Raw genomic sequence first — 23,898 nt, 5'->3', positions numbered from 1 at the left:
CATCCGGCATTATGGTTTAACTTTGACGTTTATCTTCGGTATGGTTTTCGAAGTCGCTGGCGTCATGGCGTTCGTGAAGCTGTTCGTTCAATGGGCCGTTGGTCCGGTTGACAATGCGCCCCCGCTTTACCGCCGGACGTTCGGCTACCTGTTTCGCCCAGCGTTGTACGTTTTGATAACTTCCGGCATCCAGAAACTCCGCTGCATCATAGACATTCCCCAGCACCACGTTGCCGAACCACGGCCAGATGGCCATATCGGCAATAGTGTACTCTTCTCCCGCGACATACGGGTGGTGAGCTAACTGCTTATCCAGCACGTCCAGCAGACGCTTGGCTTCCATGGTGAAGCGATTAATGGCGTACTCAATTTTTACCGGCGCATAATGATAGAAATGACCGAAACCGCCACCGAGGAACGGCGCCGCGCCCTGTAGCCAGAACAACCAGTTAAGGGTTTCTGTGCGCTTAGCCAGATCCTGCGGCAGGAAATGGCCAAACTTATCCGCCAGATAAACAAGAATTGCGCCCGACTCAAAAACCCGAATCGGTGGGTTGTGTGAGTGATCGCGCAGCGCCGGGATTTTTGAGTTCGGATTGATGTCAACAAAGCCGCTGGAGAACTGATCGCCCTCGCCGATGCGAATCAACCAGGCGTCATATTCGGCGCCGGTCACGCCCAGCGCCAGGAGCTCTTCCAGCATAATGGTCACTTTCTGGCCGTTAGGCGTCCCCAGCGAATAAAGCTGTAACGGATGTTTGCCGACGGGCAGCGTTTTGTCGTGCGTCGGGCCGGAAACCGGGCGATTAATGTTAGCGAACGCGCCGCCGCCGGATTTATCCCACGTCCAGACTTTTGCGGGTTGATAAGTATTATCTGCCATATTGACCTGCCTTCACAGTGGTGGTGTTGAAGCAGTGTAGCAGCTTGCTAACCGGACATTTAACCGATTGGGACATTCCGGCGAGTGAAATTTTAACCTTCTGGCCTCAGTGTGCCTTATTGAGGTGTATGATTATGTCGACCTCTGTCCGGTTAGTGTCACAGAGCAGACAATCAGAGCGAAATCACGCCAGGCTGCTCAGGCGGTCTTGTTTTGAGGTAAGTGCATGAGCAAAGGAACCACCAGTCAGGATGCCCCCTTCGGGACATTATTGGGTTACGCCCCCGGCGGCGTAGCGATCTACTCTTCAGATTACAATTCCCTCGATCCGTGGGACGACGACGACGCAGCTTTTCGTAGCTACATCGACGATGAATACATGGGGCATAAATGGCAGTGCGTGGAATTTGCCCGCCGTTTTCTCTTTCTGAATTATGGCGTTGTTTTTACTGACGTCGGCATGGCCTGGGAAATCTTCTCGCTGCGTTTTCTGCGCGAGGTCGTGAATGACAATATTTTGCCTTTGCAGGCCTTCCCGAACGGTTCGCCGCGCGCGCCGGAGGCCGGGGCGCTGCTCATCTGGCAAAAGGGCGGCGAGTTTAACGAAACCGGGCACGTTGCGATTATCACCCAGCTCCTGGATAACAAAATTCGTATTGCTGAGCAAAACGTTATCCACACGCCATTGCCGCCAGGGCAGCAGTGGACTCGCGAACTGGAAATGGTCGTAGAAAACGGGTGTTACACCCTGCGCGACACCTTTGATGACACGACGATTTTAGGCTGGATGATCCAGACCGACGACACGCAATACAGTTTGTCACAGCCTGACATCGCGAATCAGTCGCTGGCGATTCGCGGCGCAAGACTGCCAGAGAAAGGTCAGTTTGACGGTCAGTGGCTGGATGAGCGCGATCCGTTACAAAAAGCCTATGTACAGGCGAACGGGCACGTTATCAATCAGGACCCGTACCAGTATTTTACCATCACCGAGAGCGCTGAACAGGAGCTTATCAAAGCGACCAATGAGTTGCATTTGATGTACCTGCACGCCACGGACAAAGTTTTAAAAGACGATAATCTGCTGGCGCTATTCGATATCCCCAAAATTCTTTGGCCGCGTCTGCGCCTCTCCTGGCAGCGCCGTCGTCACCATATGATCACCGGTCGTATGGATTTCTGCATGGATGAACGCGGGCTGAAAGTCTATGAATACAATGCCGATTCCGCATCATGCCATACCGAAGCGGGATTAATTCTCGAAAAATGGGCTGAGCAGGGCTATACCGGTAAAGGGCATAACCCGGCGGAGGGCTTAATTAACGAGCTGGCAGGCGCCTGGAAACACAGTAAAGCGCGTCCTTTCGTCCATATCATGCAGGATGATGATATCGAGGAGGACTATCACGCGCAGTTTATGCAGCAGGCGCTGCATCAGGCTGGTTTCGCGAGCAAAATTCTCCGCGGGCTGGGCGAGTTGCGCTGGGATGACGCCGGGCAGTTGATCGATGGCGACGGACGGCTGGTGAATTGTGTCTGGAAAACCTGGGCGTGGGAAACGGCGATGGAGCAGATACGCGAAGTCAGCGAGACGGAGTATGCCGCAGTGCCTATTCGTACCGGGCACCCGGAAAATGAAGTCCGGCTGATTGATGTATTACTGCGCCCGGAAGTGTTGGTGTTTGAACCGCTGTGGACGGTGATCCCGGGTAACAAAGCGATCCTGCCCATCCTGTGGTCGCTCTTCCCGCATCATCGCTATTTGCTCGACACGGATTTTACCGTTAACGATGAGCTGGTGCAGACCGGCTATGCGGTAAAACCGATTGCCGGACGTTGCGGTAGTAATATTGATTTGGTGAGCCATCAGGAAGAGCTCCTGGATAAAACCAGCGGCAAGTTCGCCACGCAGAAAAATATCTATCAGCAGTTGTGGTGCCTGCCGAAGGTCGCCGGGAAGTATATTCAGGTCTGTACGTTTACCGTGGGCGGTAACTACGGCGGTACGTGCCTGCGCGGCGATGATTCATTAGTCATTAAAAAAGAGAGCGATATTGAACCGTTAATCGTCATCAAAGCGTAACGGGGTCATTCTCGTCGGGATATCGGCGTGGGTGCCGATATCCCGCCTGTTGTGTTTACCAGCGAACGGCTGTCAGCTTGCCATTTACTGGTAACATATGAGAAATAATATCACAAATTATTCTTAACTTTTCTGACGCAGGCGGTGACGCTCGCCGCGTTGGCGCATCCGTTTCCTGATTTTCGACTACTCGATACTTTTTGCGGCTGGTTACGCCGCCCCCCTCCCTTTGGATTTAGGTCATGCCTGTTTGGTTGGTAAACGGACAGCATAATATATTGACGAGTTCAAATGACATTATTAGTCATATAAAAAGTTTACGTTAGGTTATTTTTCTATCGCAAAAGTTTGCGTTTAAACCCTGTCTGCAATCTTCGGAACGAGATATAGATACACCTAAGTAAATGCAGTTAATTATTATTCAACTATTATTGTCAGCCTTGTGAATGATATTTTCGTATAAAGTGAAGCGACTTCCATTATGACTATTAATGGTATTATTGAATAGTTTACTCTGTAATTATTTAAGTTTAGTGGACGTTTTGTCTTATTCTGGTGAACGTATGGTTATGGCAGATGACAGCCGATTTTCATTATGTTAGCATGAGTTGATAATACTTTATCCAGGCATAGATCAGGATGTCCACATATAATAAGGAGAATGGTATATGTTTAAAAAAGTATTAGGCTTGCGCCACTGGAATAATAATGTTGTAAAAATACCGCCGCCAGCAGCAGAATCTGGCGCTAATGCATCTGACGTGGTGGTGGATACTCCTGAGCCTTATGAGCGGATACTGTGTCAAAAAATTCTGATGGGGATCTCGACGATCGATATCATTCGTAATGCCATCATTAAGTCCTGTGAGCAGCTCAACATTGAAAAAGAACGCATTAATGAACTTAACGAACAGAATGATAAAGCCAGAAGTTCATTAAAATCGCTCGTGGAATTTATCACCGAAATTGGCACGACTTCATCGGATATTGGCTGTCGTATGGGCGACTTAAATACCTCCTTAACGCAAATTAATGCGTGTATTAAAGAGATACAGAAGATCGCTAACCAGACCAATTTGATAGCGATTAACTCCGCGATCGAGGCCGCGCGCGTAGGAGATGCCGGGCGTGGCTTTAGCGTTATTTCGAAAGAAGTGAAAAACCTGTCCGAAGATGTTAAACACAGTTCGAAAAGCGTCAGTACGTTAACCTCTGTAATCAAAGATAATACGGCCAGAGTGAGTGAGGTGCTGGATAACCAACAGCCGGTTATTGATAATATTACGACTAACATAAATCAAATTGTGGAGTCTATTGGCATCGTCATCGATAAATCGCTGAGCATGAAATCGGTCATGCAGTACATCTCTACGGTGCAGTTTTTGAATATTGTCAAAGTTGACCATGTTATCTGGAAAATGGAAGTCTACAAATTACTCTTAAATAAAGACATAAACAGTAAAATAACGATGCACGATCAGTGTCGGCTGGGGAAATGGTACTACGGTTTTGAAGGGCAGCAGTTTAGCAACTACTACAGTTTCCGTAGTCTGGAAGCGCCGCATAAAGAGGTGCATACCGCTGGTCACTCTGCGCTGAACTATTTTGCCGCAGGCGATATGAATGCGATGTCGCAAGAACTCGACAGAATGGAGCGATCCAGTAATGAGGTGGTTAACCAGCTGGAAATGCTGGCTGTCGATTTATTAAAGGAAACCACAGTGTGAAGTCATGAGTTATTACCGTATAACCAACAGGAGCCATCATCAACAGGACTGATGTATCACACTTTCTGCACTGGAGTTATTCCGGACAGAGAAAAAAAGCATGACGCAAAAGATGGCTGTGTTTGTTTACCCGAATCACTTACCTTAGTAAGTGATTCGGGATTAATCAGCAACCTCTTTGCTTTTTATCGGTGGCCAGTCTTTGGCTGGAAAAATGCGTTACTGCTAAATTTCTCACTCTCTTACCGCCTTCCTGCCCCTTGAAATACCTGAAACCTGTGCTCACAGATTAATAGCGATTATTTAATCGTGAAATAACGCTGGGCATTATTGAAGCAGATATCCTGAACCATACGGCTTAGCATCGCTTCATCATCAGGAATCTCTCCGTCCTGCGCCCACTGTCCCAGCAGGTTACAGAGAATACGACGGAAATATTCATGTCGCGTATAAGAAAGGAAACTGCGGGAGTCGGTCAGCATCCCGACAAACTGACTTAGCAGTCCCATTTGCGACAGTTGCTCCAGTTGGCGCAGCATCCCGTCTTTCTGATCGTTAAACCACCAGCCGGAACCAAACTGCACTTTTCCGGCAATTCCCGGCCCCTGGAAGTTACCGATCATGGTCGCCAGGACTTCGTTATCACGTGGGTTCAGGCAATAGAGGATAGTCTTGGGCAGTTCATTAGTCACATCCATACTGTCGAGCAAACGGGAGAGCGCCCAGCTAATGTTATTATCGCCAATGGAGTCAAAGCCGGTATCCGGCCCCAGCAGGCGGAACATCCGGGTATTATTATTACGGATCGCGCCAATATGTAGCTGCATCACCCAGCCGCGCGCGGCGTACTGACGGCCCAGCCAGACCAGCACCGCCGTGGTAAACTGGGCGATCTCAAGTTCGCTCAGCGTTTCGCCAGCCAGACGTTTGCCCAGAATGGCGTCAAGCTGCGCGTCGTCGGGCACCGGCGCAAATCGCAGCGTTTCAATGCCATGATCGGACGCGCGGCAGCCGCAGGCGGCGAAATGGTCGAGGCGGCGAGTGAGCGCCTGACGTAAATCGTCGAAACGGGTAATGCTGACATCTGCCGCCGCTTCCAGTTTCCCCAGGTAATCGACAAAGCCGTCCAGTTCGATTTTGAAAACTTTGTCGGGGCGCCAGCTTGGCGCGACTTCAATATCAATGCTGTCGTCGGCGGCTATCTGGCGGTGATATTCCAGAGAATCTATCGGGTCGTCGGTGGTTCCGACCATCCGCACATTCATCTGCTGCATAATACCGCGCGCGGAAAAGGCCGGCGTCGCCAGTTTCTCATTACACTGCGTCCAGATACTTTCCGCGGTATCCGGTCCGAACAGCGTACCTGTAATGCCAAATGGACGGCGTAGTTCAAGGTGCGTCCAGTGATACAGCGGATTGCCCAGCGTTTTTGGTACGGTATTGGCCCAGGCCATATATTTTTCATAATCGCTGGTCTCTTTGCCGGTGATCAGCGACTCATCCACGCCTGCGCTTCGTAGCGCTCGCCATTTATAGTGGTCGCCTTCCAGCCAGATCTGACCGAGGTTATCGAAACGGCGATCGTCGGCGATTTCCTGCGGACTTAAATGGCAGTGGAAGTCATAAATCGGCATGGGCGCGGCGTATTTATGGTACAGCGTGCGGGCAATGTCGTTTTTAAGTAGAAAATCTTCAGTCATAAACGTAGCCATGATTTATCTCCTTACTTAGCCAGCGCTTCTACCGTGGCTTTCGCGCCATTCTGCAATAGCTGTTGGTAAGCGTCGGTAACGGCTTGCACAAATTCGTGGTTCTTCGGCAGGTCGCTGCCAAAGATAGACTCGATGGCCAGTAGCCCGCGAACGCGTTCTTCCGGCGTCTGATATTGCTGATGAATCGCCTGATACTGCGCTAGCAGCGGATCGACGACATCAATGGTTTTACCTTGTTCATCGATACCGCCGACGTAACGCATCCATCCGGCGACGCCCAGCGTCAGGCGGCGATAGTCATCGCCCTGTTGCAAGTGCAGACGTACCGGGTCCAACAAACGCTGCGGCAGTTTCTGACTGCCATCCATCGCGATCTGCCAGGTGCGGTGTTTCAACGAGGGGTTAGTGAAACGCGCGATCAACAAATTCGCATACCCTTCCAGATCGGTGCCTTCCGGCATTGACAACGTCGGCGCTTGTTCATCAAGCATCAGCGCCAGCGCCGCGCGACGGTAAGCCGGGTTGGTCATGGTATCGGCGATAGTGTCATACCCGCCGAGATAACCCAGATAGGCGAGGAAAGAGTGACTGCCGTTAAGCATACGCAGCTTCATCATCTCAAACGGTACGACGTCTGCAACGAATTGCGCGCCGACGGTGTCCCAGTCCGGGCGACCATTCACAAAGTTATCTTCGATGACCCACTGGCGGAAGGGTTCGCAGGCGATAGCGCAAGGATCATAAACCCCTAACTGGTCGGCAACCAGCTGTAGCGTCTCTTCAGTCGCTGCCGGAACAATGCGGTCAACCATGGTGCAGGGGAAGGTCACATTGTCGGCAATCCATGCGGCGAGGGCGGCATCGCGAGCTTTTGCCAGGCCGAGGACGGCAGCCTTCGCGACGTGACCATTCTCGCGTACGTTATCGCATGACAACACGGTAAAAGCTTTCAGTCCTTGCTCCCGGCGCATGTTTAGCGCTTCGACAATATAGCCAATGGCGGATTTAGGCTGCTGTGGATGGGCAAGATCGTTTTGGATCAGCGGGTTATTGACATCAAGCTCGCCGCTGGCGGGGTCGGTGCAGTAGCCTTTTTCGGTCACGGTTAAGGAGACGATGGCGGTTTCCGGGCGCGCCATTGCCGCCAGAATCCCTGCATGGCCGTCGAATTCAGGGTGCAGCGCTTCTTTCATTGAACCGATAATTTTCAGTTCGGTGCTTTCTGCGCCGCGTTCTGCAACGGTGTACAGCAGATTTTGCGCTTTCAGGTTCGCGATCAGCCGCGCGTCGTTACCCGGCATCAGGTTCACTTCACAAATGCCCCAGTCGCTGTCGCTCTTTTCCAGTAAATGATGGGTAAAGAGCGCCTGGTGCGCGCGGTGAAACGCCCCGCAGCCCAGATGCACAATACGGGATACCAGACGTGATTTGTCCCAGTTTGGGCGGGCGACGGAAACCTGGGCGGTGGCGATATTCTGTTCCATTGCAAACTCCTGTCATTCGACGTCTTCGCCCGCGATCTCCGGGGCGAGGCATGTTGCTATTGCATTGAGTAGGGGAAATCGCATGACGCGTCGCGCCATGCGAAAGAAGGTTATTTGCTAAAGAAAGCGCGCTGGATAGCCAGTTCGACGCCGCGGACTTCCGCAAGCCCTTTCAGACGGCCAATGGCGGAATAACCCGGATTCGTTTTCTTCTTCAGATCGTCCAGCATCTGATGACCGTGGTCCGGGCGCATTGGGATCAGATCGTCGCTACCTTCGGCTTTACGACGGTGCTCTTCTTCCACAATCGCTTTAACGACTTCATACATATCCACATCGCCGTGCAAATGGGCGGCCTCGTGGAAGGTCTTCGGATTCTCTTCGCGCAGCGTAGAACGCAGATGCGTAAAGTAGATGCGCGGACCAAATTGCTTGATCATATCAACCAGATCGTTGTCGGCGCGCACGCCGTAAGATCCGGTACACATGGTGAAGCCGTTCGCCATGCTATTAACGGTTTCCACCATCCATTGCATGTCTTCAATGGTAGAGACAATGCGCGGCAGGCCGAGAATAGGGCGCGGCGGATCGTCAGGGTGAACGGCCATACGCACGCCAACCTCGTCGGCAACCGGAATAATGGCTTTCAGGAAATAGGCAAAATGTTCACGCAGTTTTGCTTTATCGATATCTTTATACGTCGCCAGGTGTTGACGGAACTGATCCAGCGTATAGCCTTCTTCCGCGCCAGGTAAACCGGCAATAATGTTGCGGGTCAGACGTGCTTTGTCTTCCTCGCTCATGGTGGCGAAACGCCGCTCTGCCTGAGCAATCTCTTCTGCCGTATAGTCGGCTTCTGCTCCCGGACGCTTCAGGATGTGCAGTTCGAACGCGGCGAATTCAATCTGGTCAAAACGCAACGCTTTTGAACCATCCGGCAATACGTATTCCAGATCCGTACGTGTCCAGTCCAGCACCGGCATAAAGTTATAGCAAACCGTATAGATACCGCATTGCGCCAGGTTACGCAGCGTTTGCTGGTAGTTTTTGATCCATAAATCGTACTGACCGGTGTGGGTTTTGATATCTTCGTGGATAGGTACGCTCTCTACCACAGACCACTCCAGACCCGCCTCTTCAACGATTGCTTTACGTTTCTGGATCTCGTCTACCGACCAAATTTCTCCATTCGGGATATGGTGTAACGCCGTTACCACGCCGGTTGCGCCAGCCTGGCGTACATCTGACAGCGTTACCGGGTCGTTAGGTCCGTACCAGCGCCAGGTTTGTTTCATATCTCGTTTCCTCTTCTTGCGATAACGTCTTCGTGGTTGACCCATTGCCAGCCAACATCGAAACGTGCTTTGTAAACCCGTTCTGACCCCTAAATTCAACCAAAATTTTTCTCATGTCAACCTTATTGTCTAAATTGGCTAACCAAATCACAAATATCATCATTCACGGTCTGCCAATTTTATTTATTTGATCTGTGTCAATTTTTGCTGGGTGAAAAGCATTCACCATTCAACTTGAAATGAGTTGATGTATTTATTTCAAGAATATTAAGTGCGGGAGTTGCCGCCAGATTTTGACCGGTCCGGATGAGAAAATATTGATTGGTCAACCAATTTTTGTGATTTCAGTTTTCCCGCTACAGGTCAGACGGCGCGGAGCTAATGTTTTTTAACGAGGCTTTATCATGAAGATGACAAAATTAAGATGGTGGATTATCGGCCTGGTCTGCGTAGGGACCATCGTAAACTACCTGTCCCGTAGCTCGCTTAGCGTTGCGGCGCCAGCTATGATGAAAGAACTCCATTTTGATGAGCAACAATATTCCTGGGTGGTGAGCGCCTTCCAGCTTTGTTACACCATTGCGCAGCCGATCACCGGCTATTTGATGGATGTCATCGGACTGAAAATCGGCTTCTTTATCTTTGCCTTGTTGTGGTCGCTGATCAACATGGCGCACGCGCTGGCCGGCGGCTGGATAAGTCTGGCATTTCTGCGTGGTCTGATGGGGCTAACCGAAGCGTCAGCGATTCCGGCCGGGATTAAAGCCAGCGCCGAATGGTTCCCGACGAAAGAACGCGGTATTGCGGGGGGCCTGTTTAATATCGGTACTTCAATTGGCGCGATGCTGGCGCCGCCGCTGGTGGTCTGGGCGATGCTGACCTTTGCTGATAGCGGCATCGGTACTGAAATGGCGTTTGTGATTACCGGTGGGATCGGCGTGCTGTTCGCCATCACCTGGTTCCTGATTTATAACTCGCCAAATAAACACCCGTGGATCACCCACAAAGAGCTGCGTTATATCGAAGACGGCCAGGAAAGCTATCTCCAGGACGATAATAAAAAACCGGCCGTTAAAGAGATCGTTAAAAAGCGTAACTTCTGGGCGTTGGCGATTACCCGTTTTCTGGCTGACCCGGCATGGGGAACGCTGAGTTTCTGGATGCCGCTGTATCTGATTAACGTGATGCATCTGCCGTTAAAAGAGATCGCCATGTTTGCCTGGCTGCCGTTCCTGGCGGCGGACTTCGGCTGCGTTGCAGGCGGTTTCCTGGCGAAGTTCTTCATGGAAAAGATGCACATGACCACGATCAATGCGCGTCGTTGTAGCTTTACCATCGGCGCTGTTTTGATGATTTCGATCGGTTTTGTCAGCATTACGACTAACCCGTATGTCGCCATTGCATTGATGAGTATTGGCGGTTTTGCGCACCAGACGCTGTCTACCGTTGTGATTACCATGAGCGCTGACCTGTTCAAGAAAAATGAGGTCGCGACGGTTGCCGGTCTGGCAGGATCTGCGGCATGGATGGGACAGTTAAGCTTCAACCTGTTTATGGGGGCATTGGTCGCTATTATCGGTTACGGCCCGTTCTTCATTGCACTCAGTCTGTTCGATATTATCGGCGCCATCATCCTGTGGGTACTGATTAAAGATCCAGAAAAGCACCACCCGCCAATGACGGAACAGCCGCTGGCGTCTCACCGCTAAAGCTGTCTCGGTTTCACTGGCCTGATAAGCGAAGCGCTACCGGGTTCTAACGGCCACCTTCGGGTGGCCGTCTTCATTACCCTTATCGGTAAAAATACGCGTTGGTTTTATACCAGCGCGTTATCATTTAGTTTGCCTGATTATTTTCAGATGCTGAAAATAATATTGTGGTAAGGGTTATTGTTTTTCGCCTGGATTTTTATCGACTCTCCGTCTCGCTGCGATCATCGATAAAGTCCCCTTTATGTAAATAAAGGTTCAATGCTTCTACTCTTTTCTCCATATATTTTGCGCAGCTTCACAAAAAATAACCTGATGTCGTAATGTCCGCTCCCTAATATTCTCTATGCGCTATACGTTAATTTAAGTTTAAATTTCATGCCGGGGATATCACGATGTCACGTAATTTTACTGTTTCAGCCTGTCAGTATATTGTTACTAAAATAAACACTTTTGAAGATTTCATAACAAAGGTAAGGATACTTCTTAATAAAAGTCAGGGTGCTGATGTCGTTATCTTCCCGGAGCTATTTACCATTGAGTTATTTACATTATTGAAAAAATGGCAAGAAAGACCCATTTCACACCTTACTTTAATTGATCAGTTCACGGATGCCTATAAGCAGCTTTTTCAACAGGAAGCGAAAGAAAGAGGACAGTTCATTATTGCTGGCTCTCATCTGGAGCAGACCGGAGCAGATCGCTATGAGAATGTTGCGCATATATGGGGACCCGATGGCGAACATTATGCTCACAGTAAGACGCATATCTTCCCGGCTGAACGGGGTTGGTATACTCAGGAAGGCGATAAAATGGCTGTTTTTCAACTGCCATTTGCAAAGGTGGGTTTTAATATTTGTTATGAAGCAGAAATACCGGAGTGTGCTGCGACGCTGGCGGAACAGGGTGCTGAGTTAATTTTAACGCCTTCCGCTACGTTTACTGAACAGGGATTTTGGCGAGTCAGACATTGTTGCCACGCACGTTGTATTGAAAATCAAATTTATCTTGTTCACTGTTGCCTGGGCGGAAACCCGGGTGGACCACTGCCAGGCTGCTGGGCCCGAAGTTCAATTTTAAGCCCCTGTGATGTCGTGTGGAAAAATCCACAAGGTATTATCGCAGAGGCGCACGTCAATCAAGAGGATGTCATTTCAGGAGAAATTAACCTCGATGTTCTATATGAAAATAGACTTGGGGGGGCAGCAACAACGTTCAAGGACAGACGCAGAAAAGCAGGCATATATAATATCTGGCCATCACACATTAAATAACAGAATGTGTCCCTTCTATGTATTAGCTGGAGGTCGTTATGGGATATTTAAAATTACCTGAGGGTAAAAGGATTGCGGTCAATCTTGGTGTTGATGTAGATGCTCAGTCTTTATGGCTGGGCGGATTTAATCGACCGTCGCCATCCTTTATGTCACGAGGAGAGTTTGGTGCTCAAGTTGGCGTACCAAGGCTTCTGAAATTGTTCAAAGAAAATAATATCAAAACCACCTTTTTTATTCCCGGACACACTGTAGACACCTTCCCGGAAATCAGTAAAGCAATTTTTGATGCCGGGCATGAAATCGCTCACCATGGCTACTATCATGAAAATCCGACGCTGGTGAATCGTGATACAGAACGCCGACTTATGGATCTGGCGTTCGCCTGTTATAAAAGACATTTCGGCATACGCCCTGTGGGATACCGTTCTCCCTATTGGGATTATAGCGAGAATACGCTGGATCTTCTGGAGGAAGCCGGTTTTCTCTATGACAGTAGCCTGATGGCGAGAGATCTTGTGCCTTACCATCCTCAACGTTGGCAGGTGAATTGGGAGACGGGAAATATCGCAGGCCCGGCCAGCGCGATTCTGGAAATTCCTGTTAGCTGGTATCTGGATGATTTTCCCGCACTGGCGTATACCGGCAACCAGGAGGGGATGAGCGATACTGACGGTGTTCTGCGACGCTGGAAGGATATTTTTACCTATGCTTATAACCATCAGGAAAACGGTTTATATGCGATGGCTCTTCATCCGCAGATAATCGGTCATGGGCATCATATGATGATGTTGTCACGTTTGATTGAACATATTAAAGGGCATGATGGCGTATGGTTTGCAACCTGTGAAGAGATAGCCAGTGTCTGGGTGGATGACGAAGAGGATCGACAAAAAATGCTCCGTCCTGATGTTCGTGGCGTAGCGCCGGTTCCGGATGATTATGGCTGGCCGGGCAAATGATATCACCTCATGACAATGTTAATATCAGTCGGGTAACGGATTACCCGGGCAGAAGTTACCTGTTTGCCCGCTCGGTAATGCATATTGTCCATCAGAAAGGGAGACTATCCCGGGACGTATAAAATCTTTTTTATTTCGGTCAAAACGTTAATCAACGAGAATAGTTTGTTTTTTGATTTAAATCATTTTTTGTGTTCACAGGAAAATAAGCAAATAACATTTATAATGTGAGTATTAAGAAAAATAAAATTTCCACAGTGATTAATTTTTATTTAACGCTTTGATTTTTAATGTTTTTGTATGTGTTGATTGATGTAAATCAATTTGTATTTTTTTATTAAATAAGTAAAAATTAAGTTGATATTTGCTTTTTGATGTGTTTTTTATATATAGCTGATTATTATTCTGAAATGTCAATTTTTGAATAACGACGCTGTGATACCGGCACCAGGGATACTTTGCGATAAAAGGGATTGAATATGGCAGAGAGCATTCAGTATAACCTCAATTGTATTTGGCCACAGCGGGCCAAAACCCTCTATTGCATTGCAACCAGTGGAATAACGTTCATCAGACGTGGGTAAACGTTGGCAAAATCCCTGCAAACCTGGCGCTTTTCACGCTGTGTTTTTTGGTAGTTGCGCTTTTAATAAGAGTCACAAGCGTTGGCCGCCGGTATTCGTCTGGCTGCTGAACTGCCACCTGATCAACAAGGAGATAAATCATGGATGCGATTTTTTTAAAGCTCGACAATATCAAAGGCGAAAGCCAGGTTGGAGGCTTTGAAGATCAGATAGAGATCATGTCTTATAGCCACAATGTGGCAATGCAGGTAAATAACGATGTTAGCCTCACGGAGCGGACCTCCGGGCGTGCGCATGTTGGTGAAATGTCGCTCACCAAATTTGTCGACCTCGCCACGCCTGTGCTCAATGAGTACTGCTGTAGCGGGAGGCTAATTAGAACCGCGGTGCTGACGTTGTGCCGCAATGACGACGGCAAAATGCGGTCGCTTATCGTTTATACCCTGACAAACGCGCTGATATCACAACTCAGTGTTAGCGGCGGCGCCGGCGGTAAGCCGGTGGAAACGATGTCGCTGAACTTCACGAAAATCAAATGGCAAATCACTGCCGAGAAATCAGACAGCGCTCAACAGGAGTCCAGAGCGTCAGTATGGGATCTGGCGATGGACCAGATAGGGAAATGATGATGACGCCAACCATTCCGGTCGCGCTATTCGACAGGCTCTTGGTTGAGGGGATAAGCCCACATGAATTGGTACGCTGCAAGTTAATGTGTTTATTCAACTCTTGCGCCGTGCCAGGTGGCGAGACATTACCGCCGCTGCTCACTCGGGGTATGCCGGAATGGCACGAGGTGAATGTGGGTGACAAACGGGTTCTCAACTGGTTTTGCCGTGAGCTTCGCGCTGCTATTTTACGTTATGAACCGAGCATCAACATGTTGAAAGTCAGTGTAAAAGATGCCCATCATCAGACGCTGGCGTTGTCTTTGGAAGCGATGTTACAGGATGAGTCTGAACCGTTAAGGCTGGAGATAGCCTACTCTAACGGTAGATGGCGCTAGTAATGCAGGAAGGAACGCCGGGCCGGGCGTTTAACATTACCCACAAGCAATAAAACGCAGCGAACGAACCTGATAATCAGGCAGACAGTCCACCTTTCGGTATGGTTGATCTGCCTGCATCATTTTCAGGATGGTTAATAACGGACCATGACCGATTTAAGTTCGGTATAGTCATCAATAAACGCGCTGCCAAATTCACGACCAATGCCCGATCCTTTCATCCCTCCAAAGGGTACCGCGGGATCGAGGAAGGTATGCATATTGACCCACACCATGCCAGCATCAATATCTTCAGCGTAGCGTAATGCCTTAGACATATTTTCCGACCACACACTTGCAGCAAGGCCGAATGGCGAAGCGTTGATATGCGAAAGCGCCTCTTTTTCATTCTGATAACCGATAAAGCTACAGACAGGGCCAAAGGTCTCCTCGTGCATCAGCGTACTGTTTTTACTACGCACTTTTACCGCCGTCGGCTGTAAAAAGTACCCTTCGCCGGGTAAAGTTTCACCGCCGTAAACAATGGTATCCCCTTCTTCCCGTGCGCGTTGAATCAGACGCAGCACTTTTTCAAGCTGAACCTGATTCGCTAGCGGGCCCATCACCGTTTTTTCATCTAAAGGGGAGCCGGGCACGATCTCCGATAACCGTTGCCTGAGGAGCGTCATGACCGTATCCAGTTTTTCCTGGGGCAGATAAAAACGCTCTGCGGCAGCACAAATCTGTCCTTGATTCAGATAACCGGCTTCAAGAATACCGTTGACCATGGCTTGTGCCGTGAGATCATTGAGAAACAGCGCCGCATTTTTCCCTCCTAGTTCGAGGGTAACGCGTTTTCCTGACGATGTTGCCGAACGCCGGACTTTCTCACCTGTCGCAACTGATCCGGTGAAACTCACTTTGGCGCAATCTGGATGCGCGATCAGCTGTTGCGCTATCTCACCGCCAGCACCGTTTACCACGTTAATTACGCCATCAGGGAAACCTGCCTCTTTAGCCAGCTCAGCGACTCGCAGCAGTGTCAGCGGGGTATATTCACTTGGTTTAATGACGATGGTGCAGCCACATACCAGCGCTGCGGCCAGCTTCCAGATAGCAATCATAATTGAGAAATTCCACGGCACAATACCGACGACCACGCCAATGGGTTGGCGTTGGGTAAACGCTGTGTATCTCTCTTCTCCCATTGATGGCAGGGAGACATTCAGCGTTTCACCGGTTATTTTTCCTGCCCAACCGGCAAAGTAACGCAGGAAGGCCACTGACTGATCGAGTTCAAGACCGCGCGACAGCATAATCGTTTTACCTGAACAGACGCTTTCCAGTTGAGCTAACTCTTCACGATGAGCGGCAAGAGTATCAGCCAGTTTCAGCAGTAATGCGCCGCGTTGTAACGTTGGCATTTTACGCCAGACATCAAACGCCCGTCTGGCGCTCTGCATGGCCTGTTCTGCCTGCGCAGGGGTTGCCGACACAACGTCGGCGATAATTTTGCCGGTGGCTGGGTTAGTGACCGAAAAGTTCGTGCCGTTTCCGGCCTGACGTTCACCTGCAATAAATTGTCCGTGTCGTTGGCGTAAAAAAGTCGTTACTTCGGCAAGTAATGTCACATCGCTCATCAGAAGTGCCTGTAGGTCAGGAATGTACGTTTTTCCATCCCAACATACTTTTTCGGAACTGAATATCGTTCCAAAGAACGTCATTCTTCCGGACGATATTTTGTAAAACGTTACCGTGCTGTGATAGCGGTCTTAGTCAAGCGTGATGACAAGGTAACGCGATGAATACAAAAATCGATGCGTTGAATTACTACGGCGCGACGAAAAAATACCCGTTGCATTTTCCTGCTCTGCAAGAGGATATTGATGCCGATGTGGTGATCATTGGCGGTGGCTTTTCAGGCATCAATACCGCGCTGGAACTGGCGGAGCAGGGGATCACTAATGTTGTCGTTCTGGAAGCCCGTCATCTTGGGTATGGCGGCACCGGACGAAACGGCGGTCAGGTAATGGCCGGTATAGGTCACGACATCGAAGCCGTTAAAAAATATGTAGGCGCAGCGGGAATGGAGACGCTGTTTAAAATCTCGAACCTCGGCGCGGGTATTATTCGGGAGCGAATTCGTAAATACCATATTGATGCTGATTTTGTCCCCGGATATGGTTATCTGGCCTACAACCAGCGGCAGTTAAAAACGCTGCAACAATGGGAAAAAGAATTCAAAGCCGCTACGCCGGAAGACGATATTGAACTCTATACCGGTAAAGACGTGCAGCAGGTTATTGGTTCCGACGTCTACTGCGGTGTTCTCAAGCATATGGGGGGAGGGCATGTCCACTCGCTGAATTTATTGCTGGGCTCCGCTCAGGCTGCGAATTCGCTGGGGGTGAAGATATTCGAATATTCACCTGTGGTTGAGGTCAGTTACGGTAAAACTGTGCGGGTACGTACTGCGATGGGCAGCGTAAAAGCGGCCAAATTGCTGTGGGCCTGTGATAGTTTTCTCAATAATCTGGAACCAGAAATTTATAAGAAAACGCTGGTTACTTATTCTTATCAGGTCTCTACAGAACCTCTCTCCAGCGAGCTTGTTGAGCGGATCAGTCCCTTGCGCGGGGCTTTTAGTGATATCCGCCCGGTGATAAATTACTACCGTCTCACAAAAGAAAACCGTCTGCTGTTTGGCAGCGCCACAAGGTTTCTTGAATATACCCCGCACGATTTTGCTGCCTGGAACCGCACTCTGTTGACGGAGGTCTTCCCTTATTTGAAAGACGTTAAAATCGATTTTGCCTGGGGCGGACCGATGGCCTGTAGCGCGAATCTGTTTCCGCAGATTGGCACGCTTCGTGAGCACAATAATGTTTTTTATGTTCAGGGTTATTCCGGATTTGGCGTCACGCCTTCCCATATTGTATGCAAAATCCTGGCCGAAGGAATAAATGGCGGTTCCGAGCGGTATCGTCTGATGAGTAGCATTCCCCACGCGACAATTTATGGTCGCGACAGTTTACGTCTATTGCTGGTCAGTGCGGGAAAACTGATACATCAAACAGCCGGTTTCTGGAAAGGCCGGAATTAACCAGGAGAACATTAATGCACGCTTTTAAACTCAATCAACCTGTTCCTGAATTACAGCCAGTCGGGAGTGTCAGCCTGTTAGGGGCGTTGCCAACAGAAGGCGATCCTCAGGTCGCCGTTGCGATGATTTACGGTAAACCTGAGGATGTATTTACCTGTGGACTGTTTTCATCGACCCGCGGCGGTTTCACGATGATTTATCCCTTTACCGAGCACGCAACCGTGCTGGAAGGGGAAGTGGAACTCACTGTTGCGGGTCAGGAACCGATACGTTTTTCACCAGGCGATAGTTGGTTTGTTGAACAGGGAACCGAAGTGGCATGGAAAGTTTTAACGCCCCGTTTTGTAAAACATTATCTGGCAAACGTCGAAAGCCACAAACAGGGTTGAATCCTTTAATTGTTCGTCAGTAGCGTTGGCATCACTGGGGAGAATAACGCGCTCCCCACTTGCTATTAGCGCATGCGGGGACGGCGTCACAACGTTATTTACCGTTATCCCTCTTCAGGACGATACCTGTTAGATACGGTGCCTGCCATAAATAAGCGTTATTCCGGAGCGGTAATTTATTGTTGTAATAATAGTGAAGAGGTTGACCATGTTTAAAAACAGACTTGCCAGCCATCTTGAACGTGGCGTTATTGGTTTCCCCACGACGCTTGCCAGCTCCGTCGGGCTGATTATGGCAAGCCCGGTGATCCTGACCGTGACCAGTGGTTTTGGCTCAGGGGGAGATACCTTTGCTCTTGCGGTATTACTGGCATTTATTATGATGCAAGCGCAGATTACCACCTTTGCCGAAGCGGCAACGCTTATTCCCACGACTGGCTCCGTCTACGACTATATTTCCTGCGGGATGGGGCGTTTTTTCGCTATCACCGGTGCGCTTTGCGCTTACCTGATCGTACACATTTTTGCCGGCACGGCAGAAACGATTCTCGCTGGCGTCATGGCGCTGGTGAACTTTGAGTCTGTTAGCGAACACGTGGCCATGCAGCACAATACCTGGATGGTTGGCGTCGGCATGGTAGTGGTTTTCGGGTTACTGAATGCCATTGGTGTTGAAGTATTTGGCAAGGTGGAAGTGTTTCTTACATTCGGTATGTGGACTACCCTGACCATCTTCGGTTTATGCGGGATCCTGTTATCCCCGGTCACTCATCATTCCGGGTGGTTTGGCGCACCGCTTGATGTCAGTAATCTTTCTGGTCTGTTTGGTTATATTGGCATGGCGATGTTTATGTTCGTCGGTTGTGAACTGGTCACGCCAATGGCGCCGGAAATTAAAAAAGCGCATCGTACGATTCCCAGAGCGATGGCGCTTGGCCTTTTAGCGGTGGCAGGTTGTATGTTCCTCTATGGCGCTGCGATTAACCGGCAGGTAAATAATGTGGTGGTCGATGCGGCAAACCATATCTTTTTACTGGATACGCCGATGGCTATTCCCGCCTTTGCCAATCGTGTCATGGGACATGTCGGGCAATACTGGCTGGGCGTGGGGTTGTTGTTAGCGGGATGTGCGACGATTAATACGCTAATGGCGGCAGTACCGCGTATTATATACGGCATGGCGCTGGACGGCGCTTTGCCGCGGTTTCTGACCTGGTTGCACCCCCGCTTTAAAACACCGGTCATCGCCATCACATTCGGTGTTGCGATTCCCTGTTTACATGCCTGGTATCTGAACGGTGATATCGACCACATTGTTCCGCTGATCCTCGCTGCGGTCTGCGCCTGGGGAGTAGCTTATCTGCTGGTAACGTTATCGGTCGTTATCTTACGTATTCGGCGCCCCGATTTACCACGCGCTTACCGGGCCCCCTGGTTTCCCTTACCTCAGATTATTTCGAGCGTGGGTATTATTATCGCCATTATTAATATCGCGCCTCCAGGAATGAACAGTCGGGATGTACTTATACCATTCGGTATTATGCTTGGATTGACTGCCGCCTATGCCTTATTCTGGACATTATGTGTGCAACGGGTTAATCCTTTCCTCCCGCTTCCGGTAGAAGAGGTCGTGGAACGGGCGATGGGCAATTATGAAAAGCGAAACAATGAAGAGATGACGCCAGATGTCCTCCGTCCCCTGGTTTAAGAGCACATTAATGAACATGGTGTTACGTGATTTGAGCGGCTGGCGTTGTGAAAAATTGACCGAACATAGCGCCGTGCTGCATCTGAATGCATTTACCCAGGTTATCTGCCATGTTCAGCAAAAACGGTTATTCATGGCCAGTATTCACAGTTGTGAATTCAGGGTGAAAGGCACAATCAATTATCCTTTGCAGGGCAAAATTCGCGCTCATCAGCCCGGATGGCTGAAACGTTATCCCGTCATTTTTACTGGCAGTAAAAGTACCGCCGGGCTGATTAGCTATCTTAATCGTTTCCCCAATTTACAACAGGCTCTGAGTGAACTGGATTATCGTCGGTTTACTCTGGTTTTACATCATAAGGAATGGTATTGCAGCATTGAGCTATGGGCTGCTAGCGAAGTGGTTTGTAAAATGCCGCCGCTGCGCCGTTATCTGCGGCTTGAGCGGCACCAGCGTGTTCTTCTGCTTAGTGTGATAAATATGATCAATCAGGCCATGAATCAATGGCTGCAACAGGATACCGACGCCAGATAATATGACATTTTATTGCGGCATCAGCTCAGAGAGTGGTATTAATTTAGGCATATATGACAATGGGGAAAAGACCCGCAATTGACGCGGGTGAAAAAGAACGCTTTCACATATGCTGTGAATGTTGTACCGAGGACATTCTGGTTCGGGAAACCAGTTCCGTGCGATTTATCACTTCAGTTTTAGCAAAAATATTACGTAAATGCGTTTTCACTGTTGAGAGAGAAATATTCAACTGACGGGCAATCAATTTGTTGCTGGCCCCTTCGCAGACCATTCCCACAATTTCACGCTCTTTGGCGGTCAATATTGACGTCAGATTGTTGTCTTCCTGAAGAGAATCATGAATTGCCAGTCCCAGTAATGGTTGTACTGCCTGGGCTCGCAAACGCTCTTCGCTGGAAAAAGGTATATCGCGCATTAATGAAATGCCCGCGATAATACGATGGCCCCGACGAATAAAGATCTCAATCATGTCGCACACATGATTAGGTAGCATAAATTCATGATAATAATGGCGATGACGAGCACAGATGCCGGGCGTCATCGTCGCTACGGTAATAACCTGTTGGCCGAATCGGGAAGGCGATAGCGGGTCTAATGGTTGAAAATGCTCCAGATATTGTTGGTGTGTGCTATTAGAAATATTATGTAAAACATAGGCTTCCGGCTTTAAATAAGCATTAACACGATAAAAAACCGCCGACGACAGAGGAATGAGTTGCGCAATGCTCTGTAAGCAATGGAGAGTGATCCCGTCATTATGGCCAGTAGTTGATAAGGCTGACATGTTATCTCCTTCCATCCGGATGAGCGCGTCGGGGCGCAGTAAAATAGTGGTATGCTGAAACATACAATTTACATTCGGTTAACACAATCATTCACATGTTAATAATGTGACGTGTGTTGCGATATTTTTTATAACCGATTGAAAATAAATGTTTTTAATTTAAATCTTGTCTGGTTTTCTAAAAAACAATTAAAAATTATTAATATAATTTTTTTCTGTCGCGGTTGACTCATCTCCTGAAAATGCCGTGGGTTCTCGTCCTTCAGGACGATATTCTTTTGAGATGACTGTTCTATGATTTTCTGTAATAGCGCAGGTTAACAGAGACTTAATTTCTGGTTCAGACAGGATTTGCTAAATAACGTTTCAATAGCGTCATGCGCTATGCAGAAAACCGGCGTTTTTACCCACAAAAAGCGGTGGCTGCCAGTATATTTTAATGAACAGTAGTGAACATGGAGATTGGAATAACCTGTTGATTTTATAAGTAAAATCTGGCTATTTAGGGCATCCACATCTGAAGGGTTGGTGCCCGGACTTGGAGAAGTCCTTTGGGCTAATGGACTGTTAAAGCTATTTTTGACCGTTTATCAAGACCACCACAAAACTAACCCTTACAGAATTATCTACGTGATTTGCCTGGTGTGGGTTCGATTCCTGCTACTGTCTGATAATTGTTGAACCAGTTCTTCTGTATAGGGTATCAGCAGAGCAGGCTTTCGAAATTTGACACCCAGTAAGAATCGGTGTGAGACACTCAAGGTTTTTCCTGCCGTCTATTCGTCATTGAAGAATGATAGTATTTTTATGAGAATAAGAGACAAAAATATAGAGGCGCCTATATAAATCCCTCGTTCTGTCCAGGCATCCAGACGAAATAACCAATAGACACATAAAAAAACAAGTAGCCCACCAATAATTGACGCGAGATCGCCAATGATTTTTTTGAGCATATATTTAAAAGTACCTTCATTATATTTCATGGTTTTTCTTTTTGTGTCGCCATTACCATTATTATGACAGTTAATTTTATGCTGAAGAATAACCCTGTCATTATCTGTTTTCTGGCATATCTTATTAGGCGTAAACGTCAACAGGCGTAGCGCATGATAGTAATTTTCTTGTTTTGAAGGCCAGTTTCTATCAACGATTAAATAATCCACTGTACGTATACTATAACGATGCTGACCTGATAAAAATGATACATATTATCAAGTGGAACAGAAAAATGATAATTGCTCTCACCTGGAATTTTAAGCCACTCGTCTGTGTCAAAGACAGAACTAAAGCGGCATGAACCACTTAAATAACGCAGAGTAACCTCGTCATTAATGATACGCTCATCTCAGTATCCAACATCCAGACTCCTGGAAATTTACTGCATTCCTGTAACTCAAATTATTTAGAGTATATTAATATCGGATATTCCTTTTTAATTAACGCCAATCTCCATACTTTCCAGTGACTTTAATATGTATGGCGTAAAATCAATCAACTGATTATCTATTTTTCTGATTAAACTGCCTGCGCCGCATAAAGCATGTGAGCCATCAATCATACAAAAATAAAATTTCTTTTTTATGTTATCATCTTCGTATATTGTTTTATCCATCTCCGAAATATTCTCATCAATGATTAAGAAACCCTGTGCATTCACTGAACTTATATTATATAAAACTGATGGTTTAAATTCATTATTTGTTTTTGTTGCATCATCATCTATCACCCATATGTTTTTATTTTTATCAAAAACGATGTGCTGTATATGTGAGCCATACTCACCAACATCATACACCTCTCTGCTATATGAACAACTCCATAATGTAATTGGATAAAACTCAGGATCATAAACATGGTTTTTATCATTGAGATCTTTAATATTTTCATTTAAGAAAAAGTAATCATTAAATTTTACGTTCTTACACTCAGGGGTTTCCACGCGATAGTCAATCCTTGCATCAATGCGAAGCATTCTTACAGAATATTTCGACTCACTTAATTTGTCTGGTAATGATATAGATGGAATAATATTTGCTTTCAAAGGTAAGATAAGAAACAAACTAATGATAGTGATTTTTTTCATGGCTTTTATCCTGGTTGAGCTTGGTGGAGTTATTTGATTCGATAAGCTTATCATCATCTTTTTTCGGTTGATAAAAATAACCAGAGCCAGAAAATAAAAACATCCGATAATAATTACCACCAGATTCAGCAGACATATATATATCTTTTTTGATACATTTTGATTCTGATTTTATATCAGGAAAACAATAAAATTCATCCTCGGCATCATAGGGCGATAATTTTTGATAACCGTCACCAAAATCCCATATATATACCGAAAAATCATTTTCAGGGAGATTATATTTTTCCAGAATTTTTCTTTCATTTTCTCTCCACCAATTCAGCTTTCCCCTGTCCGTAATGGGGAAATGCCTGGCAAGAATGTTAATGTCTTTACCTGAATAATAATGGACATCCACGATTTCTACTGGTCTGCCTGACCATAAGTATATAACAACAGAACAAAATAATATGGCGATTGTCACAATATAAATGAATTTTTTCGTTATTACCCATGACACAATCACATTCCTTATGCAAAATATCGGACTATGCTATGTTAACAATACAAACAAATACCTTGCCGACAATACATACCAAATCAGGAGTAATAT

The 23,898-nt window shown here is 47.7% G+C and carries 19 protein-coding genes; 11 read left to right on the top strand and 8 right to left on the bottom strand.

The window, feature by feature from the left end; all coding sequences use genetic code 11:
* Nucleotides 1-16 precede the first annotated feature (16 nt).
* Entirely contained in the window at nucleotides 17-883 is an 867-nt protein-coding gene (gene yghU, locus EOS97_RS05520) for a glutathione-dependent disulfide-bond oxidoreductase (RefSeq protein WP_000774851.1), read from the bottom strand.
* A 226-nt stretch (nucleotides 884-1,109) separates the two neighbouring features.
* Between yghU and gss the strand changes: the two genes are divergently transcribed.
* Both gss and EOS97_RS05510 read left to right on the top strand, forming a co-directional pair.
* The gene (gene gss, locus EOS97_RS05515; protein WP_000033690.1) at nucleotides 1,110-2,966 is read left to right on the top strand and encodes a bifunctional glutathionylspermidine amidase/synthase; all 1,857 of its coding nucleotides are present in this window, start codon (nucleotides 1,110-1,112) and stop codon (nucleotides 2,964-2,966) included.
* A gap of 668 nt (nucleotides 2,967-3,634) precedes the next feature.
* Entirely contained in the window at nucleotides 3,635-4,693 is a 1,059-nt protein-coding gene (locus EOS97_RS05510) for a methyl-accepting chemotaxis protein (RefSeq protein WP_000475247.1), read from the top strand.
* A 299-nt stretch (nucleotides 4,694-4,992) separates the two neighbouring features.
* Here EOS97_RS05510 and uxaC read toward each other — a convergent pair whose 3' ends face one another.
* From uxaC to uxuA, 3 genes are all read right to left on the bottom strand, one after another.
* Nucleotides 4,993-6,405, bottom strand: a complete 1,413-nt coding sequence (uxaC, locus tag EOS97_RS05505) for a glucuronate isomerase (protein ID WP_000190180.1) — start codon at nucleotides 6,403-6,405, stop codon at nucleotides 4,993-4,995.
* An 11-nt stretch (nucleotides 6,406-6,416) separates the two neighbouring features.
* Nucleotides 6,417-7,889 carry a fructuronate reductase gene (locus EOS97_RS05500; protein ID WP_000437127.1) on the bottom strand — a complete coding sequence of 491 codons (1,473 nt, stop codon included), beginning with the start codon at nucleotides 7,887-7,889 and terminating at the stop codon, nucleotides 6,417-6,419.
* A 110-nt stretch (nucleotides 7,890-7,999) separates the two neighbouring features.
* Complete coding sequence (gene uxuA / locus EOS97_RS05495; protein ID WP_000815487.1) at nucleotides 8,000-9,184, bottom strand: mannonate dehydratase; 1,185 nt, start codon at nucleotides 9,182-9,184, stop codon at nucleotides 8,000-8,002.
* 404 nt (nucleotides 9,185-9,588) lie between these two features.
* On the opposite strand from uxuA, the gene EOS97_RS05490 reads away from it, so the two are divergent.
* The 5 genes from EOS97_RS05490 (at nucleotide 9,589) to iraD (ending at nucleotide 14,719) form a co-directional block, all read left to right on the top strand.
* Nucleotides 9,589-10,893 carry an MFS transporter gene (locus tag EOS97_RS05490; RefSeq protein WP_000784371.1) on the top strand — a complete coding sequence of 435 codons (1,305 nt, stop codon included), beginning with the start codon at nucleotides 9,589-9,591 and terminating at the stop codon, nucleotides 10,891-10,893.
* 395 nt (nucleotides 10,894-11,288) lie between these two features.
* Nucleotides 11,289-12,167 carry a carbon-nitrogen hydrolase family protein gene (locus EOS97_RS05485; protein ID WP_000089259.1) on the top strand — a complete coding sequence of 293 codons (879 nt, stop codon included), beginning with the start codon at nucleotides 11,289-11,291 and terminating at the stop codon, nucleotides 12,165-12,167.
* Nucleotides 12,168-12,205: 38 nt separating this feature from the next.
* A complete protein-coding gene (locus tag EOS97_RS05480) occupies nucleotides 12,206-13,129 on the top strand; it encodes a polysaccharide deacetylase (RefSeq protein ID WP_000540892.1) in 924 nt (307 codons plus the stop codon).
* Nucleotides 13,130-13,853: 724 nt separating this feature from the next.
* On the top strand, nucleotides 13,854-14,339 hold the full coding sequence (locus EOS97_RS05475) for an Hcp family type VI secretion system effector (RefSeq protein WP_000338761.1): 486 nt from the start codon (nucleotides 13,854-13,856) through the stop codon (nucleotides 14,337-14,339).
* Complete coding sequence (gene iraD / locus EOS97_RS05470; RefSeq protein ID WP_001805643.1) at nucleotides 14,339-14,719, top strand: anti-adapter protein IraD; 381 nt, start codon at nucleotides 14,339-14,341, stop codon at nucleotides 14,717-14,719. The genes EOS97_RS05475 and iraD overlap by 1 nt, the downstream gene beginning before the upstream one ends.
* Before the next feature lie 134 nt (nucleotides 14,720-14,853).
* Here iraD and EOS97_RS05465 read toward each other — a convergent pair whose 3' ends face one another.
* Nucleotides 14,854-16,338 (bottom strand): NAD-dependent phenylacetaldehyde dehydrogenase, encoded by a 1,485-nt coding sequence (locus tag EOS97_RS05465; protein ID WP_001286407.1) that lies wholly within the window; start codon nucleotides 16,336-16,338, stop codon nucleotides 14,854-14,856.
* A gap of 161 nt (nucleotides 16,339-16,499) precedes the next feature.
* On the opposite strand from EOS97_RS05465, the gene EOS97_RS05460 reads away from it, so the two are divergent.
* The 4 genes from EOS97_RS05460 to EOS97_RS05445 all read left to right on the top strand — a co-directional run bounded on the left by EOS97_RS05460 (nucleotide 16,500) and on the right by EOS97_RS05445 (nucleotide 20,433).
* On the top strand, nucleotides 16,500-17,801 hold the full coding sequence (locus tag EOS97_RS05460; protein ID WP_001092825.1) for an FAD-binding oxidoreductase: 1,302 nt from the start codon (nucleotides 16,500-16,502) through the stop codon (nucleotides 17,799-17,801).
* Between the two features lie 14 nt (nucleotides 17,802-17,815).
* Nucleotides 17,816-18,190 carry a cupin domain-containing protein gene (locus tag EOS97_RS05455; RefSeq protein WP_000542984.1) on the top strand — a complete coding sequence of 125 codons (375 nt, stop codon included), beginning with the start codon at nucleotides 17,816-17,818 and terminating at the stop codon, nucleotides 18,188-18,190.
* 208 nt (nucleotides 18,191-18,398) lie between these two features.
* Nucleotides 18,399-19,898, top strand: a complete 1,500-nt coding sequence (locus EOS97_RS05450; protein ID WP_000475961.1) for an APC family permease — start codon at nucleotides 18,399-18,401, stop codon at nucleotides 19,896-19,898.
* Nucleotides 19,876-20,433: a DUF3156 family protein gene (locus EOS97_RS05445; protein WP_000100107.1), complete on the top strand. Its 558-nt coding sequence runs from the start codon at nucleotides 19,876-19,878 to the stop codon at nucleotides 20,431-20,433. The genes EOS97_RS05450 and EOS97_RS05445 overlap by 23 nt, the downstream gene beginning before the upstream one ends.
* Nucleotides 20,434-20,536: 103 nt before the next feature.
* On the opposite strand, the gene EOS97_RS05440 is transcribed toward EOS97_RS05445, so the two are convergent.
* From EOS97_RS05440 to EOS97_RS05415, 3 genes are all read right to left on the bottom strand, one after another.
* Nucleotides 20,537-21,220 (bottom strand): LuxR family transcriptional regulator, encoded by a 684-nt coding sequence (locus tag EOS97_RS05440; protein WP_001275358.1) that lies wholly within the window; start codon nucleotides 21,218-21,220, stop codon nucleotides 20,537-20,539.
* A gap of 1,432 nt (nucleotides 21,221-22,652) precedes the next feature.
* Nucleotides 22,653-23,303, bottom strand: coding sequence for a hypothetical protein (locus tag EOS97_RS05420; protein ID WP_023165943.1), 651 nt, complete (start codon nucleotides 23,301-23,303; stop codon nucleotides 22,653-22,655).
* Nucleotides 23,281-23,805, bottom strand: coding sequence for a DUF943 family protein (locus EOS97_RS05415; RefSeq protein ID WP_001805649.1), 525 nt, complete (start codon nucleotides 23,803-23,805; stop codon nucleotides 23,281-23,283). Before EOS97_RS05415 ends, EOS97_RS05420 begins: the two co-directional genes overlap by 23 nt.
* Between the last annotated feature and the right edge of the window lie 93 nt (nucleotides 23,806-23,898).

The organism is Salmonella sp. SSDFZ54 (genome assembly GCF_004010735.1).
In the GTDB taxonomy this organism is placed as follows: Bacteria; Pseudomonadota; Gammaproteobacteria; order Enterobacterales; family Enterobacteriaceae; genus Salmonella; species Salmonella enterica.
The sequence above is the reverse complement of the archived record's forward strand: the minus strand, read 5'-3'. Positions and strand labels throughout refer to the sequence as shown.

What these genes read in the sequence shown, in the direction of transcription:
- uxuA (WP_000815487.1), bottom strand. Translation starts at nt 9,184, where the DNA reads ATGAAACAAACCTGGCGCTGGTACGGACCTAACGACCCGGTAACGCTG.
- EOS97_RS05480 (WP_000540892.1), top strand. Translation starts at nt 12,206, where the DNA reads ATGGGATATTTAAAATTACCTGAGGGTAAAAGGATTGCGGTCAATCTT.
- gss (WP_000033690.1), top strand. Translation starts at nt 1,110, where the DNA reads ATGAGCAAAGGAACCACCAGTCAGGATGCCCCCTTCGGGACATTATTG.
- EOS97_RS05490 (WP_000784371.1), top strand. Translation starts at nt 9,589, where the DNA reads ATGAAGATGACAAAATTAAGATGGTGGATTATCGGCCTGGTCTGCGTA.
- EOS97_RS05440 (WP_001275358.1), bottom strand. Translation starts at nt 21,220, where the DNA reads ATGTCAGCCTTATCAACTACTGGCCATAATGACGGGATCACTCTCCAT.
- iraD (WP_001805643.1), top strand. Translation starts at nt 14,339, where the DNA reads ATGATGACGCCAACCATTCCGGTCGCGCTATTCGACAGGCTCTTGGTT.
- EOS97_RS05450 (WP_000475961.1), top strand. Translation starts at nt 18,399, where the DNA reads ATGTTTAAAAACAGACTTGCCAGCCATCTTGAACGTGGCGTTATTGGT.
- uxaC (WP_000190180.1), bottom strand. Translation starts at nt 6,405, where the DNA reads ATGGCTACGTTTATGACTGAAGATTTTCTACTTAAAAACGACATTGCC.
- EOS97_RS05445 (WP_000100107.1), top strand. Translation starts at nt 19,876, where the DNA reads ATGTCCTCCGTCCCCTGGTTTAAGAGCACATTAATGAACATGGTGTTA.
- EOS97_RS05485 (WP_000089259.1), top strand. Translation starts at nt 11,289, where the DNA reads ATGTCACGTAATTTTACTGTTTCAGCCTGTCAGTATATTGTTACTAAA.
- EOS97_RS05510 (WP_000475247.1), top strand. Translation starts at nt 3,635, where the DNA reads ATGTTTAAAAAAGTATTAGGCTTGCGCCACTGGAATAATAATGTTGTA.
- EOS97_RS05455 (WP_000542984.1), top strand. Translation starts at nt 17,816, where the DNA reads ATGCACGCTTTTAAACTCAATCAACCTGTTCCTGAATTACAGCCAGTC.
- EOS97_RS05475 (WP_000338761.1), top strand. Translation starts at nt 13,854, where the DNA reads ATGGATGCGATTTTTTTAAAGCTCGACAATATCAAAGGCGAAAGCCAG.
- yghU (WP_000774851.1), bottom strand. Translation starts at nt 883, where the DNA reads ATGGCAGATAATACTTATCAACCCGCAAAAGTCTGGACGTGGGATAAA.
- EOS97_RS05460 (WP_001092825.1), top strand. Translation starts at nt 16,500, where the DNA reads ATGAATACAAAAATCGATGCGTTGAATTACTACGGCGCGACGAAAAAA.
- EOS97_RS05465 (WP_001286407.1), bottom strand. Translation starts at nt 16,338, where the DNA reads ATGAGCGATGTGACATTACTTGCCGAAGTAACGACTTTTTTACGCCAA.
- EOS97_RS05420 (WP_023165943.1), bottom strand. Translation starts at nt 23,303, where the DNA reads ATGAAAAAAATCACTATCATTAGTTTGTTTCTTATCTTACCTTTGAAA.
- EOS97_RS05500 (WP_000437127.1), bottom strand. Translation starts at nt 7,889, where the DNA reads ATGGAACAGAATATCGCCACCGCCCAGGTTTCCGTCGCCCGCCCAAAC.